Here is a 16,142-nt window from a genome sequence, read left to right on the forward strand (position 1 = left end):
AAAAAAGCCGTCCCATGTTATCCGGGACACCCACCCCTACCGGGCCATGGAATATGCCCCGAAAAGGATGCGATGCCGGACAGTTACCCCCTGCCGACACGCCAGCGCAGGAAAAAGAGCTTTACACTGTATCAAAAATGCGACATATAGCATCAATGATACACCCAAAAGTGTCGTAAAACAGATACAGATGGGATCGGCAAACGATCCCCATAAGGTTTGAAAGGCCTATGCAACGCGATAACGACCGAATCATTGAAGAGCTCCAGGAAGAGATCGACCACTACCAGCTGATTTTCGACTACACATACGGTGCCACCGTGGTGGTGGATCCGGACGGCTACATCATCGACATCAACAAACCCTACCTGGATTTTCTGGACGTCTCCTACGGTGCCATCATCGGAACCCACTGCACCAAGATCCTGGGGGACTCCCGCCTGCATATCGTCGCCCAGACCGGCAAAGCCGAGATGAACCAGGTGCAGACCATCAACAACCAGCAGGTCCTGGCCCGGCGCATTCCCGTTAAACAAGGGGGCAAGGTGGTGGCCGCCGTGGGGCAGGTCATTTTTGAGGACATCCGCCAGATCGCCAGCCTCGCCCGCAAATACTCCCTTCTGGAGTCCAAGGTGAAGCACTACGAACAGGAACTTCGCCACCTGCGCTCCACCCGCTACTCCTTTGACAGCATCGTGGGGGAGAGCAAGCCCATGCACCGCATCAAAAAAGAGGCCCTCACCGCCACCTCCAACAGCTTTCCGGTGCTTATCACCGGTGAGAGCGGAACGGGCAAGGAGATCTTTGCCCAGGCCATCCACCATGAAAGCCGGCGAAGCGTCCACCCCTTTATCCGGATCAACTGCGCGGCCATTCCCCGGGAACTCATGGAGTCCGAACTCTTCGGCTATGAGAAGGGGGCCTTTACCGGCGCCCGCAACGACGGAAAGCCCGGTAAATTCGAAATGGCCCACCGGGGTACTATTTTCTTGGACGAGATCGGCGAGTTGCCCCTTGAGATGCAGCCCAAGCTGCTGCGGGTGCTGGAAGAAAAAGAGTTCGAACGTGTCGGGGGGACCCGGGTGATCCGGTCGGACTTTCGCCTCATCGCCGCCACCAACCGCAACCTCGCCCAAATGGTGAGCGAAGGGAGCTTCCGAAGCGATCTCTACTACCGCATCAACGTCATCCACCTGCACCTGCCCGCTTTGCGCAAACGCCGGGAGGACATCCCCCTTCTCAGCCGCCACCTCCTTGGCCTCATCGCCGACAAGGAAGGGCTCCACGGGGTCAGCCTCTCCCCGGACGCGGAAGAGCTCCTCTCCGGGTACACCTGGCCGGGCAACGTGCGCGAACTCTCCAACTGCCTGGAACGAGCCGTGGCCTCCATGGCAGGCAGCGCCCTCACCGAGGACGACCTCCCTTTCTGCATGCAGCAGTTCAGCGAGCGCAAAGAGACCCTGCGTCACTCCTCCCTTAAAGAGGCCTTAAACGATGCGGAAAAAAACATCATCTCCGCCACCCTCCAGGAGGAGAGCTTCAACAAGGCCAAGGCAGCCCGACGCCTCGGCATCCACCGCACCCTTCTCTACAAAAAAATAGACAAGTACGGCATCAGCGCCAAGAGCGCATAACTCCGACGACTCGGGGTGGCATGCCCCTTGCCCATCCATGGATAACGCCCTTCCGGTTCCTGCCGGAGGGGCGTTTCTGTTTTGGAAGCAGGCCTCGGCCGGAAGCGACAACCCGGTTGACACCGATTAAAAAAACAAGGTAGCCTGTTTTTTTACATTCGGTCTAAAACAGCCATTAATCCGGCCCCGGCAATGAGGTGACAGATGGAGACAACACAGGCAGGTACCGACGAATTCCAGCTCACACGGGACGAACTGTCCACCCTCTGGAAAAAGGTCAAGGATCAAAAAACGGGAGAACTCTCCGGCATGGAGCGTTTTTATGCGGGCATCATCCAAAACCACGACGCGATGTTTGCAAAGGAAGTGGACGGGGTGGCACACCCCGAAACCCATGATTATCAACCGGGCCAGGGCGTGAACCCCTACCTTCACATCCTCCTCCACGGCCTGGTGGAGGCCCAGGTGGCCCGCAAAGCTCCCATCGAGATCATCGCCTTTACCAACGCCATGAAAAAACAAGGACTGGACGACCACGCCATCCAGCACCTTTTGTGTGCCGTCTTTTTCCCTTTGATCCTGGAAGGCAGAAACCGGGGCGGCGAACCGGACATGGAAAAATACAGCCGCCTGCTGAAAAAATACAAAACCAAAACCCCTGAAAAAATCCACACGGACCTGAACAGGGAATTTCACCAGACCGTGGAGTGACCCACCCGGCCCCCTCGAAAGGGGGTTAGAAAACCGGTAACGGGTCAGCTTATGCCTCCGGCGCCCTTCCGGGGGCTAAACGATTGAAAAGCGTTAATACATAATTCAAATGCACACCACCCCAAAGACGGATGTGATTTGACCCGAGAAACGAGGGGGCAAAGCGCATTCGTAACCGTTTTCAAGGTGGCCCACCTTGCCGTCGGCGGCTTTTATTGTGCCAGGCCGTTTTCCCATGAACGATCCGGGTCAACGCCATCGGCCTGCCACCCCCCGAAGGGATGACAGGCCGATGGACCCGGAATCACACGCCGCGATCTTCCGCAATGTCTGTGGAGGCATGGGGCCTGTCTCCCCTTTAAGGCCTCCCCGCCCCTTGATACAATAAAGCCGAACAACTCAGCTGGTGAAAATCACCCCCACGCTGTATGCGGGATTTTCCCGTGTGGTCTGGCTCATGGGCCTGCTCCACACGACTTTTGCATGCTGCCATTGGGGATCCTTCCGATTGGTTGATCGGATCACAAGGGGGGTTTCCGGAAGGTAGGGGCAATTGCTCCGAAAGCAGAGCCCCTTGTCCGTGCAATCCAGCAGATCGGCGTCCATGCAGTCTCCTGCGGGGGGTCTGGAGTACTGAATCGTTCCGGGAATGTGCATGCGTTTGTTGTGCCGTTCATCCATAAAGACGTTCATACAACACCTCCGTCCTCCTCAAATAAAAGGCAGGCATACCGGACAGCAAGAGAAGTCACCGTCAATGGGGACCATCTTCGCCCGCTACCTCGGCGGGCCGGGCTTATACTGCAGATCGTGTCCATCACACCAGTGCTCCATGCATAACGGGTCGAATGCAGGGATTTTTCATCCGTCGCATCATCCACCGTGGTCACCTTATCCCGAGTGGGCGTAAGGGTCCCCGCCGTGTTCGACGTGCATGGGAAGTCGCATGGGGTGCGACATCATGAAGGGAGCGCATGAGAAAAACACACACGCAGAGTCATGGGATCATCATGGGGAACCTACCGGAAAAGCATAGTCGAAAGAAAACCGTCACATGTAACGAGAACAATCAGGCGGGATCAAACCCATAGAGATGGGGAGGTTTCTGTCCTGTCGCACACCTGCCTCCATGGGTGAAAGTATACCATACCCCCACAGAAGCACCAAAAGTTTCTTCCATCTTTTTCAGTATATTGCACCTGCCCCAGGCAGATGTCCCTCAGCCGGTTGGCTTCATGGGCCATCAGAGCCCTGCCACCGCGTCCCGGACCCCTATAAACGCCTCTTCCAGGGCGTCCACCCCCTCCAGGGCCTCGGCTTCGTGGCCCGTTTTCAGCACGAACTCAAGTTCCCGTGCCATGGTAAAAAGACAGGTGGCCGAAATATTCGACGAGGCCCCCTTGATGGCATGCACTTCGTGGGCGGCCCGGGAAAAATCCCCGGTGTTGACCATGGCACGGATCTCCACCAGGCGATCGGTGTAAAGATCCACGAACTTTTCCACAATGGAGCGGTAGATCTCGTGGCTGCCGCCGATGCGTTCGACCCCTTCGTTGACATTCAGGGCCGGCAGCTCCTCGGGGGCTTTGGGGGAGTAGGGCTGCGGGATTTCCCGCACCACATCTTCCGCGGCGCCGTTCATGTGCCGGGAGAGAACCTCCATTAACCGCTCCCGGTCAATGGGCTTGGGAATGTAATCATCCATACCCGCGTCCAGGCATGCCTCCCGATCCCCTTCCATGGCGTGGGCGGTCATGGCGATGATGGGCACCCGGGTGAACTTGAGCTCGTTGCGGATAATCCGCGTGGCCTCCATGCCGTCGAGTTGCGGCATCTGCATGTCCATGAGAACGGCGTCGTACGTTTTCTCCTTCACCCGCTCGATGGCCTCAAGGCCGTTTTCAGCGATCTCCACCCGGATCCCCGAAAAGGTGAGGATCTCGGTGGCCACCATCTGATTGATGCGGTTGTCCTCCACCAGCAGGACCGTGGACCCTTCCACGCCCCCGTAATGACCGGCCAGCCCCGATGAATCCGGAAAAGAGATGTTGCGGGACACCACGGCCTCCCCGAAGGTCTCCATGATGGCATCAAACAGCGTGGAGGGACGAAGGGGCTTGGTCACCACCCGGTCGATGCCGGAATTTCGTGTGTCGTAGAGATTCCCCCCGGCGCTGAAGGCATCCAGCAAAATCACCCGGGGGCGCCTGTTTCCTTTCTGGCCCTCCAGCTTTGTTGCCAGCGCCACCCCGTCCATGTCCGGCAGGTTCATGTCCACGATGAGCAGGTCGATGCTGTGCGGGCCCGCCAGGAACGAAAGGGTGTCCGCCCCGTTCTCACAGCTGGTCACCCCGAAGCCGAAGGAGCCCAGCATCCGCTCCAGCACCCCTTTTAAGGTCACGTTGCCTTCGGCCACCAGGACCTGCACATCCTGCAGGTGGGTCGGCATGTCGTAGGCAACGGCCGCAGGCACGGTGGTGTCCCTTGCCATGGGGGCCGTAAAGGTAAAGGTGCTCCCTTCAGCCGGGGCACTGGAAACCTTGATGCCCCCTCCCATCATGTCCACGATGCGCTTGCAGATGGTAAGCCCCAGGCCCGTCCCCCCGTATTTTCGGGTGGTAGAGCCGTCTGCCTGGGCAAAGGCATCGAAGAGCCCTGTGCTGGTCTCGGAATCCAGGCCGATGCCCGTGTCGGCCACCTCAAACTCCAGGGTCACCTGCTCCTCGCTCTCCTCGGTCACGGCGATGCGAAGGGTAATCTCCCCTTCGTCGGTGAACTTCACCGCATTGCTGGTCAGGTTCACCAGGACCTGCTGAAGCCGCAAGGGGTCCCCCACCAGGCGCTCGGGCATGCCTTCGCCGATATCAATAATAAACTCAAGGCCCTTTTCGTTGATCTGATCGAAAAACATTGCGGAGATATTCTCAACAAGGCTGCCGATGTCAAAGGGGGTCTCTTCAAGGTCCAGCTTGCCCGCCTCGATCTTGGACAGGTCCAGGATGTCATTGATAATCCCCAGAAGGGACCGGGCCGAGGTGCGGATGATGTCCAGGTATTCCCGCCGCTGGTCCCGGGTGATCTCTTCGTTCAGGGCCAGGTCGCTCATGCCGATGATGGCGTTCATGGGGGTTCGAATTTCGTGGCTCATGTTGGCAAGGAACTCGGTCTTGACCCGGGCCGACTGATCCGCCGCCTCCTTGGCATGGGACAATTCGTCGTTCATGCGAACCAGCTCACGGGTCCTGGCATCCACCCGGAGTTCCAGCTCACCGTGGATCTCCCGGAGCTCCCGGGCCACTTTTTTCCGTTCTTCGATTTCGGCACGAAGGTTCTTGTTGATGGTGGCAAGCTGGGCGGTTCGCTCCTGGACCCGATGCTCCAGCTCCAGGTTGGCCTGACGCGCTTTCCACCGCTCGTTTTCAAGCTGGCAGGAGATGCAGAAATTCTTGCGGTTGAAATACTCAAACATGTAGCAGGAGGCCATCCCCACAAAGTTGGCGGTGACAAAAAAAAAGTTGTTGTTCACCACGACCTTTACAGGAACATCCGAGAAAAAAAGGGCCGACACCGTGTAAATCCCCACAAGGGACCATCCGGAGAGGCTGGCCCAGAGGAACTTGACCCGACCGAAGCCGTAACCGAACATGAAGACAAGGATCAGGCCGGGAAAGTAGGTGTACCCCACGGGTGACGGCGCCAGGCTGAGCATCATGATGATTCCCAGCCCTCCTGTCATAAGTACCACCACCAGCATCGGTTGAAGGATTCGGGCAAAGAGCCGGGTAAAGGAGACAAAAAGAACCAGCACCACCACCGGCAGGAAGAAGGCAAACCGGATCATGAGAAAGGTTCCCAGGTGCTCGGGAACCTGCACCACGTCCATCAATCCGAAGAGGATATAAAAGATGGCGGCAAGGACCAGAACGATGCGAACCTGCCAGATGTACTTCTCGTGGTCCCTTGCCAGGTACGCCTCTTCAAGCTGGGCGTCCTCGCCGGAAAATGTGAGTGTAATGGGATTTAATTTCATGCAGCCACTGTTGGGTGAATCCCGGGTTGCCCCGGAACCGAAAAGAATAATCCATTTCACAAAAGCGTGCGAAGGCACCGATCCATGAACATTGGTCACCACAAACAACCCACTAACGCCACACCGTCGAACAGAACAAACGAGGAACCCACTTTAAAAAAAAAGAATCGCTGAGGCGCCCGCAATTCTACCATATGGCAGCAAGGCGCGTTCACAGGGGATGGGTCGGCACGCAGACCCCAATGGGATCCGCCCTCCCCGCGGGCGCTGATAAAAGGAAGCTTACTTAAAAATGTATGGCATATGAGAAGGGTTATTTCAAGAAAGATCGACCACGCCGGTGGTCCCCGGAGGCCACGGAAGGGGCCCCCGCCTTGCGGGCAGCCTCCGTCATCACCTGCCGGGGTGCTGCCCGGCATGCACTGGCTGCGAAAGCCCCATGGTAGCGCAGTTCACCACCCGGGTAAGCCCCAGGACCTCGGCCTCGGCAGGTCCGATCCCCAGTGTTTCCACGGGCAATCCCATGGCAAGCCCCAGCAGCTGGGGGTAGACAACCGGGCGGGGAAGCCCGTCGCCGTCCTCCACGACCCCTGCAAACTGGAGGTGACAATAGGGACACCCCGTGACCACCAGAGAGCCCCCTGCCTCCCGGATTGCCCGGAGCTTGGCAACGGTCATCTTTTTGGAGAGAACCGAGTTGATCCCGTTAAGGGGTGCCCCGCAGCAGTCGAATTTACGGCTGTAGTCGAGGCTCTCCATGCCGATTGCGGACAGGAGCAGGTCAAAAAATGCCGGCACGCCGGTTTCATTGATCTCGTTTATATTGCTTGGCCTCAGCATGTGGCAGCCGTACTGGACCCCGGCCCGTACCCCGGCATGGGGGCTTACCGCGCGCTGCCGGATCGCAGCAAGGCCCACCCCGTGCCTCAGAAACGAAAGGATATGGGTCACGCGCACCACGCCCCGGTAGACAAGCCCCTCCCGCCTGAGGATGGCGTTGACCTCGTCCCGAAGTTGAAGATCCTGGTTCAAGGCGTTCTGGGCGTGCTTGAAGCTGCCGTAGCAGCACTTGCACATCACCAGGATATCGCGCCCCGCCTTCTCTGCCAGGGCCAGGTTCCTGGCCGACGACAAAAGGTAAATCTCCCGGTCGGTATTTCGCAACGGGTACCCGCAGCAGTTAAACCCGTCCCCGTCCACGTGATCCACCCCAAAAGCATCCAGAACTGCCATGGTGGCATCCCGATAGCCCGGAAGCCGCGAGGGAATGGTGCATCCCGAAAAAAGTACATATCCCATGGTATTATCTCCCTGAGCCCGTGCGATGGCCCGACGCAAGTCTGCGGCCCTCTCCGGTTCGTCGGTAGGCCCTGTTCTTCAATTCATAAAATAGATCTGTCACAAGGACACCCTGGGGACACGACTCCTGGCACACATAACAGGTCAGGCAGTTCCAGAGCATCGGTGCCCCTTCGGCCATCTCCACCTCACCGAGCTTCAGGGCCTGCACCACCTGGTGCGGCAGAAGCCCCAGGCTCTGCTGCGGATCGTCCACGGCCTCGGCCACGGGGCAGACACTGGAACAGCCCCCGCACTGAAAACAGGCGTCGATGCCGAAGGAGGCAAAGGGCTGGGTGACCGGTTCCTGCCCCACATGAATCACCCGGGAAGGATCGGACAGATCGTCGAACCGTCCGGAGAGCCGCTTCATGGCCGGTGCAAGCTGGTCGCTGTCCACCCCGTCCCCCTCCAGGCAACTTCCGAAGGCAAGGGGTGACAAAAACATGGGGTCGCTCTTGCCCGACTGCAGAAGGTCCCCTTTCATGTGCTGCCAGAGGTTGCGCAGGTCAATCCCTGCGGTACAGACCCTTGCGCAGTTGCCGCAGTCGGTGCAGAGGGTGACCCCCTGCCGTGCCCGGAAAAAATCGTCCCCTGAGAGCTCCTTTTGCCCGGCCCGGCTCTTAAAAAAAGACAATTTCTCCGATGGAAGCACCAGGGGATTTCCGGTGATCTCATAGGCCGGACGAACCGAGCAGTACTGGCTGCAGGTGCCGCATCGGGTGCAGGCATCCAGGGCCAGAGAGCGCCGGATGGCAAGGGCTTCCTTGCCCCCTTTTTTCCCAGTCACCGAGTTCACGATGAGGCCCATGGGGGTGGAGAACATGTGGAACATCTTTCCGTAGGGGAGCCAGGCCAGAAAAAGAAAACAGCTTACGTAGTGTACCCACCAGAAAAAGGTCACCGCACCGGCCCGGTCCAGGCGAAGGGCGGTCTCCGTGCCCAGGCCCGTGGCCAGGGGATAACCGGCCACCGCCCACCTGGAGTCGGCATGGCAGGACATGCAGCTCTCTTCGTGAATGGCCTGGCCCTGCTCCAGCAAAGACGGATCCAGGACCTTTCCTGCCCCGGGAATCGCCACACCAAACTCATGGCCCCAGTAGGCTTCAAGGGCGGCCACGTCCTTTTCATCCTCTATCATGCCGAACTCATCCACCATGTTTTCAAACACGGTGTGGGACGAGATCTTCACCGCCTCAAGAAACATCCCGGAAAGGACAATCACCGCAAGTATCCCGATGGCCCCATAGTCCATGCCGTTTGAAAAGAGCCCCTTGCGACGCATCATCACCCGGCGTGCCACCGCCATGGCAAGGCCGGCCAGCACAAGGAGCCCGAAGGCATCCCGCAGAAAAAAATAGGGGTTCACCGTGGCGTAGTAGTCCGGAAAAAAACGCTCGCTGATGGTCTCTTCAAAGGCGTGCATGAGGGTCAGCCCCATGAACCCGGCAAAGATAAGCATGTGCATGAACCAGCGAAAACGATTGCTCTTTAAAACCTGCACCTGCATCACCCCGTGCGCAAGGCACTGCCATGCCACCTGTACGAGGACCCGGCCCCTGCCAAGGCCCATGGCCCCTTTGGCAAACACCTTCAGGCGCGCAAGGGGCTCCACCCCGCCGGAGCCCGACCGGGAGAGGTACCAGACGTCACGGGTGAACCAGGCCGAGACCCGGTGCATGCATCCCAGGGTGAAAAGGGCCAGGGAGAGATAAAGAATCAGTGTGTCCATAACGCGTCCTCTTCGTCTGTGGGTCGCCTCGCAGAAAGGGGGCTCAGGGCCTCCGCGCATCATCCACAGCCATGGGATGAAAAAATAAGCCCATGAAGCTGCCGGGAAAAAGCCATCAAAGAGGGCATATTGCAAACATGGTGCCACCGAAGCCACCACCCACACAAGCGTTGTATTAACTACATGTTACACCCAATCAGACTCTCTCAGAACGAGAGAGGTGGCCCTCCTACAGTCTCTAAAAAAGGACCTCGCCACCGTTCTCTTGCTTTTGGAGGATTCAGAGCCGCCAAGGGTATTGCCTTTGGCGCCCCCTTCGGTTATACATTCAACCTGTTGCAAACGTCAGACCCGGGGCGAATGGGACCCGGGCCCGCGTCTTCGACGCCCCCCAGGGCCATGAAACCACGCCGCTGAAGCGGACCGACCCCGGGGGTTGTCCCATGACATGGCCCCCTTCCCCACCGCCTTAATTTTCGCGCCCCGAAAAAAAAGGACCAGCGCACCACCTTTATTATCCTTGGATATCAACACCCATGATACGAAAAGCCACCATTCAGGACATCAAACAGATTCACGCCCTCCTCTCGGAATACGGAAACCGCGGCGAACTTCTCTCCCGCCCTTTGAGCGAACTCTACGATCATGTGAGGGATTTTTTCGTATACGAAGAGCCGGAAGGAGGCATCATCGGATGCGGGGCCCTGCAGTTCTGCTGGGAAGACCTTGCCGAGGTACGGTCCCTTGCCGTGCACCCCGACCACACCGGAAAGGGCATCGGCAAAATGCTGGCCCAGAGCGCCCTGGACGAGGCGGTGGCCTTTGGCATCAAGGATATTTTCACCCTCACCTACCGGCCCGGGTTCTTTGAAAAAATGGGGTTTGGCGTCATCGACCGGTCGGAACTCCCGCTGAAAATATGGAGCGACTGCATCACCTGCGTAAAATTCCCCGACTGCGATGAAATCGCCATGCGACGGCACCTGGTCTGATAAAGCAACGAAAACAGCCATTCAGCCTAAAAAAAACGCCCCGCCGACAGGATGTCAGCGGGGCGTTTTATGTTTGGTCAAGGGATGCGCGGAGAACCAGAAATCAGGTATACACCACATTCACCCTGAGAAGCGGGTATTTCCACACCCCGGGCTTGGGCATGATCAGCTGGTTGGTGATGGTGGTCCAGGCACTGTCCGCCTTGATGGCACGAATCTTTCCATCCTGCGGAGGCCTTGCCGGCGGGGTATGGTCGTAATCCACCCGAAGGATGCAGACCCCGTCCTTCTCCTCGTAATCGATGACATAATTGCTGGTGAAGGTCTCCAGATTCATGGAGTTCTCCTCGGACACATCAAGCATCTCCTGAAGGGTAAACCGCACCAGGATGTACCTTGATATACCCCGTTCGGAAAATCGCAGAACAGAGCGCGACTCGCTGCTGGAGACATAGACCGTTGAGATGGAGTTGAGGCGCTGGAGATATTGGGCCGCCACACTGGCCGCCGTGCGCCTGCCTCCGGCCATGATGGGCAGGCCGTACATCTCAAAGAACTTCTTCTGGATATCCTCGGCGCATTTGTCTCCGCGCTCATACAGGTCTTTGATGATATATCGCAGGTCTTTGCCCATCTCTTCGGCGGCCTCGGCGATGGGCCAGTCGATGCGCACGTGGTAATGGGAAAGGGCGTAGCGATCCGTGGCACGGGAGACCGGGTCCCTCTGGATAAGAAGGGCATAATCCACCGGAAGCATTTTGCGCAGGAACCCGCTGAACTCAATGGAGTCCAGATACTTCCACCCGCGGTCAAACTCGGCGGAAAGGTCCAGGACACCCGAGGCGATGAGGTTGCTCTTCACCGTCTTGTTGACGTCGAAAAAACGGATGTACTTTTTAAAGGACGCGGGAATGGTGTCCTCTATAAAGATAATGAGAAAGGCGTTGTGCTCCTCATACTCCTGGCCGGGGATACGTGCCCTTGGTTTCAACTCACGCCGCTCGACAAAGGGGTATTCCATGTTGTTTTTTTTAAAATTATCGTACGACTCCACCAAGCCGTATTGCAGGACAAACTCATCGAGATCGTCCCGCAGCACTTCATAATAGACGCGCCTCAATTTGTGGGCGCGGCTGAGCTCTTCCCTGTAGCCCCAGTATCCCAAAGGACCCCCCGTCAAAGGTATATCGCCCGCCCCTGTCTCGTCTCAAGGCGGGCATCGTTCATGTAGTGATCCGCGATAGCGTGGTGTCCGGAACGCCTCGTCTCCGGGCAAACATCAACGGACATGTCTCCGGACGCAAAAAAAAGGTGGCAGTGGTGTTGTCAGCGACTTGTCAACACGGCAGAAAAAGAGCCCGGAAAAAAGAAGGTTTCGCGGGTGCGTAAAGGCCACAGGCCCCACGCGGCACACCAGCTCTTCCGTGCCCTAACCTGCTGATTTCTTTCTGTGTAGGGAAGCCCCCGCAGGTACCAAATGCGCTCTCTCGTTCCTTGAAATGCAGGAGCAAGTCCTGTGATCCGAAGTTTTAGCGGTTCATGGCTGGACACATCACAACATCTTGTACCATGTTTCCTGGGGAGGGTCAACTGGATTGCGTATAGAATTGAATGTATAAGCTGCTATTTCAACGTGTTTTAGATACCGTTGCACCCAACAAAAACGGCCCCGGCTCCGATGAGGAAGCTCCGGGACCGTTTATTTTTGAGCATTATCGCTTAAAATTGATGTTTTTCAGCGAAACGCAGGCGGAACAAAATGCCACTTATCAGGCCCCGAGGTAGGTTACACCGGGCAGGGGCTTGCCCTCCATCAGGGTCAGAAAGGCACCGCCCCCGGTGGAGACGTAGGAAACTTTCTCTTCAGCCCCCGCCATGTGAAGGGCCACGTCGGTATCGCCCCCACCCACCACGGTCAGGGCATCGGCCTCGGCAACGGCGGCCACGAGCCCAAGGGTCCCCTTGCTAAAGGGCGCCATCTCAAAGGCACCCATGGGGCCGTTCCACACAATGGTCTTGGCCTGGGCCACCACCTGGGCATAGGTGGACGTGGTTTCAGGACCGATATCCAGCATCATGGTGCCCTCGGGAATGGCGTTGACCGAAACCGCCTCAAAATCGGCATCGGCGCTGAACTCTCTGGCCACGAGGCCGTCCTCCGGCAGGTACAGGGGAATGCCCTTCTCCCGGCAGGTGGTGATGACGGCACGGGCGCTCTCAAGCATCTCGTCCTCCACCAGGGAGTTGCCCACGGAGAGCCCCTGGGCCTTGAGGAAGGTGTTGGCCATGGCCCCGCCGATGATGACCTTGTCCACCACATTGAGCATGTTGGTAAGGGCTCCCAGCTTGCTGGAAATCTTGGCACCGCCGATAATCGCCACCAGGGGGCGTACCGGAGCCTCCATGGCTTTGTTGTAAAAGGCGATCTCTTTTTCCAGGAGAAGCCCTGCACCCTTTTCCGCCACCTGCTCGGTGATGGCCGCCACCGAGGCATGGACCCTGTGGGAGACGGCGAAGGCGTTGTTGACATACACATCGCAGAGACCGGCCAGCTTGGCGGCAAAGGCCGCGTCGTTGGCCTGCTCTTCATCGTAGTAGCGAAGGTTTTCCAGAAGCAGAACCTCACCGCCCTTCATGGCCCCCACCATGGACGCCACCTCGTCGCCCACGCAGTCGGGCGCCATGGCGACCTCCCGGCCCAGGAGGCCGGACAGGTGCTTTGCCACCGGGGCAAGGCTCATCTCAGGGACGCGCTTTCCCTTGGGACGCCCGAGGTGGGAGGCAAGGATCACCTTGGCCCCCTGCTCCACGGCGTAGGCAATGGTGGGCAGGGAGGTGCGCACACGGATGTCATCGGTGATGTTCTGCCCGGCATCCATGGGCACGTTGAAGTCCACACGGATAAAGACCCGCTTTCCAGTAATGTCCAGTTCCTTGATTGTCTTCATCTTAACGGTTCCTTAAAAAATATGAGTCGTGGCGTCGCAACCAGGGGTGCCCTGAAAGGATGATACGGCCCCCACCCGCAGGCCCTTGTTGCGACATCTAAAACGTCGAATACTAAAGTGCGATAAAAAATGCCTCCGGCAGGTCCGCCGGTTGCAACAACAAGCTGAATAATTGAACAAAAACTTACGCGCCTCGTTTTTTCCCTTTGCCGGCCAGGGATTTTTTCTTCGACCAACGCGCCAGAAACGAGAGGTTTCCCGCGGCATAGGCCCTGTCTACGCGCTCTTCCCGAACGTTATCCGCCTCGGGATCGGTGGAAAGGGCAGTCCTTAGGCACGGGGTTTTGTGGGGACAGGCCATGCATCGCCCGGGGGAGTGGCGCAAGCCGTCCCCGCCCATGGGAAAGACCTCGTCAATCACACCGTAGCACACCGGTTTTTTAGGTTCATCTGTCACAGCAGGCAACTCCTTTAGGGCCCGGAGGCCACCGCCTCGGCCTCTCGGACGAAGCGGTCAATGTAGCCGTGTTCGGCAAAACTGTAATGGCCGGCGGCACCGATCACCAGGTGCTCATGGACCGTAATGCCCATGACCCGCAGGGCGCTCACCAGCTTTTTGGTCACCCGGATATCCTCGCCGGACGGATCCGACTCCCCGGAGGGGTGATTGTGGGCAAAGATCACCGCCGCCGCCTTGTGGGCCAGGGCTGAGCTGACCACCTCCCGCGGGTAGACCGCGCTGGAAGTCAGGCTCCCTTCAAAGAGAACCTCCGACGCCACCACCCGGTTTTTGGCGTTGAGGTAGACCGCGAAAAAGCACTCCCGCCTCCGGTGACCGATCTTCAGGGTCAGAAAATCCATGAGCTCCCGGGAGTTGAGGATCCGGGGCTGACTGACCATCCGCTCTTCCAGGTAGCGACCGGCCACCTCCTTGATAAGGCGCAGGCCGAAGAGATTGGTGGGCCCGATGCCCGAGATCTCCATGAGTTCCCTGTCCTCGGCCTCAAACACCGCCTGAAGGGACCCGAACCGCTCCAGGGCCGCCTTGGCGGGCCCCTTGCAATCCCTCTGGGGCGTGGCCAGGGTCAGGAGCAATTCCACCACCTCGTAGTCGTGAAACCCCTCCAGGCCACCTGCAAGAAAGCGCTCCCGCAATCTCCGCCGATGCCCCCGCCGGTCATCCGCCCCCCCTGTCACCATCTGAAACCCTCCTGTAGAAAGAGTGCCTTCCATGGTTAAAGTGCTTAAAAAAACAATGCCTCCGGCGGCCAGGGGATGATCCCCTGGACCCCAGAATGCAACTCATCTCACCCCTCGTTCCTCGGGGTGAGATGAGTCGCGAAGGATTCCGCAACCCCAGGCACAGCCTGTTTGTCAAATGTTCACGTAACTATTCAGCTTATGCCTCCGGCGGCCCTGCCGGGGGTCAAACTTTCGAAAAGTTTGATAAACAGCTATTTAACACGATGCCATCACCATGCCTTAAAAAAAGGCGAATGTGATTTCCCCTGAGGAACGAAGGGGAAAGCGCATTTGCAACCAGCTTTCAAGGTGGCTCACCTTGCCGCCGGAGACATCTTTTGCATCGTCGCCTTACAGGTCCATCTCGTTTTTCAGGTCCCGGGTCATCAGGCGGTTGATGGACTCTGCCGGGTTCCGACCGTCAAAGAGGATATGGTACACCTCGTTGCAGATGGGCAGCTCCACCCCCAGCTTGTGGGAGAGGTTGTAGACCGAACGGGTGGTCTTCACCCCTTCGGCCACCATGCGCATCTCGTCCAGGATCTGGTCAAGGCTCATGCCCTGGGCGATTTTCATGCCCACGGTGTGGTTTCGGCTGAGGCTCCCCGTGCAGGTGAGGATCAGGTCCCCCACCCCGGCAAGGCCAGAGAAGGTCAGGGGCTCGGCCCCCATCTTCAGGCCCAGGCGCTTCATCTCGGTGAGCCCCCGGGTGATCAGGGCCGCCCGCGGGTTGAGCCCCGCATCCAAGCCGTCGCACATACCGGCGGCAATGGCGATGATGTTTTTCATGGCCCCGCCGATCTCCACCCCGATGGGGTCGTTGTTGGCGTAGACCCGGAACACAGGCGACGCAAAAACGCCCTGGACGATGCGGGCCACTTCGGTGTCTTTGCCGGCTACGGCAACCACCGTGGGGACCTTGGCGGCCACCTCCCTGGCAAAACTGGGGCCGGAGAGCACGGTGATCTGCCCTTTGGGAATCTGGGGAAGGCACTCACCCAAAACGCCTGTCATGGTGAGATGGGTCTTGTTCTCGATGCCTTTGGAGGCGCTCACCACAATGGTCTTTTCATCCATGTAGGCCGCCATCTCGGTGGCGACGTTGCGCATGTGGTGGGAAGGTACCACCACCAGGACCAGGTCCTTGCCGCTGACGGCCTGCTTCAAATCGCAGGTGGGGGTGATGGTCTCGGGAAGCGTGGCACCGGCCAGAAACACCTTGTTCTCACGATCCGTCAGGATCTGGTCCCTCACCTCCTCTTCAAACACCCAGAGATCCAGCTCAAATCCATTTTCAGCCAGCAGAAACGCCAGGGCCGTTCCCCAGCTTCCGCCGCCGACAACCCCGATCTTCATTGTCTTGTTTTCCATACATCCCTTTGTCTTGCATGTATCGCCCTGTGGAACCATCGTTGTCGCCCGTGTCTCTGGGACGGAGCATCCAAAAAACCCGCCGTGATGTGGTGGCCGGAGGGCTTTCGTGCCCATGATGATTTACGAACAGTTCCCAGGAAA

Annotated in this window: 12 protein-coding genes; 3 read left to right on the forward strand and 9 right to left on the reverse strand. The window is 58.3% G+C overall.

Annotated elements, in window-relative coordinates:
• Window positions 1-230: 230 nt before the first annotated feature.
• Both BLQ12_RS10855 and BLQ12_RS10860 read left to right on the forward strand, forming a co-directional pair.
• Complete coding sequence (locus BLQ12_RS10855) at window positions 231-1,634, forward strand: sigma-54 interaction domain-containing protein (RefSeq protein ID WP_092210679.1); 1,404 nt, start codon at window positions 231-233, stop codon at window positions 1,632-1,634.
• 204 nt (window positions 1,635-1,838) lie between these two features.
• Window positions 1,839-2,345 carry a DUF1841 family protein gene (locus tag BLQ12_RS10860; protein WP_092210680.1) on the forward strand — a complete coding sequence of 169 codons (507 nt, stop codon included), beginning with the start codon at window positions 1,839-1,841 and terminating at the stop codon, window positions 2,343-2,345.
• Between the two features lie 399 nt (window positions 2,346-2,744).
• On the opposite strand, the gene BLQ12_RS10865 is transcribed toward BLQ12_RS10860, so the two are convergent.
• From BLQ12_RS10865 to BLQ12_RS10880, 4 genes are all read right to left on the reverse strand, one after another.
• Window positions 2,745-3,038 carry a hypothetical protein gene (locus tag BLQ12_RS10865; protein ID WP_092210681.1) on the reverse strand — a complete coding sequence of 98 codons (294 nt, stop codon included), beginning with the start codon at window positions 3,036-3,038 and terminating at the stop codon, window positions 2,745-2,747.
• 550 nt (window positions 3,039-3,588) lie between these two features.
• Window positions 3,589-6,375: a hybrid sensor histidine kinase/response regulator gene (locus tag BLQ12_RS10870; protein WP_092210682.1), complete on the reverse strand. Its 2,787-nt coding sequence runs from the start codon at window positions 6,373-6,375 to the stop codon at window positions 3,589-3,591.
• 393 nt (window positions 6,376-6,768) lie between these two features.
• Complete coding sequence (locus BLQ12_RS10875; protein ID WP_092210683.1) at window positions 6,769-7,674, reverse strand: CoB--CoM heterodisulfide reductase iron-sulfur subunit B family protein; 906 nt, start codon at window positions 7,672-7,674, stop codon at window positions 6,769-6,771.
• Between the two features lie 4 nt (window positions 7,675-7,678).
• Entirely contained in the window at window positions 7,679-9,445 is a 1,767-nt protein-coding gene (locus BLQ12_RS10880; RefSeq protein WP_175469654.1) for a 4Fe-4S dicluster domain-containing protein, read from the reverse strand.
• Between the two features lie 536 nt (window positions 9,446-9,981).
• Here BLQ12_RS10880 and BLQ12_RS10885 point away from each other — a divergent pair.
• On the forward strand, window positions 9,982-10,437 hold the full coding sequence (locus tag BLQ12_RS10885; RefSeq protein WP_092210685.1) for an N-acetyltransferase: 456 nt from the start codon (window positions 9,982-9,984) through the stop codon (window positions 10,435-10,437).
• Between the two features lie 103 nt (window positions 10,438-10,540).
• Here BLQ12_RS10885 and BLQ12_RS10890 read toward each other — a convergent pair whose 3' ends face one another.
• The 5 genes from BLQ12_RS10890 to BLQ12_RS10910 form a co-directional block, all read right to left on the reverse strand.
• Complete coding sequence (locus tag BLQ12_RS10890; RefSeq protein WP_092210686.1) at window positions 10,541-11,602, reverse strand: hypothetical protein; 1,062 nt, start codon at window positions 11,600-11,602, stop codon at window positions 10,541-10,543.
• A gap of 604 nt (window positions 11,603-12,206) precedes the next feature.
• Entirely contained in the window at window positions 12,207-13,385 is a 1,179-nt protein-coding gene (locus BLQ12_RS10895; protein ID WP_092210687.1) for a phosphoglycerate kinase, read from the reverse strand.
• A 184-nt stretch (window positions 13,386-13,569) separates the two neighbouring features.
• Window positions 13,570-13,842 carry a hypothetical protein gene (locus BLQ12_RS10900; RefSeq protein ID WP_175469655.1) on the reverse strand — a complete coding sequence of 91 codons (273 nt, stop codon included), beginning with the start codon at window positions 13,840-13,842 and terminating at the stop codon, window positions 13,570-13,572.
• Window positions 13,843-13,856: 14 nt separating this feature from the next.
• Window positions 13,857-14,585: a RadC family protein gene (gene radC / locus BLQ12_RS10905; RefSeq protein ID WP_092210688.1), complete on the reverse strand. Its 729-nt coding sequence runs from the start codon at window positions 14,583-14,585 to the stop codon at window positions 13,857-13,859.
• Window positions 14,586-14,978: 393 nt separating this feature from the next.
• Window positions 14,979-15,998: an NAD(P)H-dependent glycerol-3-phosphate dehydrogenase gene (locus BLQ12_RS10910; RefSeq protein WP_092210689.1), complete on the reverse strand. Its 1,020-nt coding sequence runs from the start codon at window positions 15,996-15,998 to the stop codon at window positions 14,979-14,981.
• Window positions 15,999-16,142 lie beyond the last annotated feature (144 nt).

The sequence above is a fragment of the Desulfoluna spongiiphila genome (assembly GCF_900101345.1).
GTDB classification, from domain to species: Bacteria; Desulfobacterota; Desulfobacteria; order Desulfobacterales; family Desulfolunaceae; genus Desulfoluna; species Desulfoluna spongiiphila.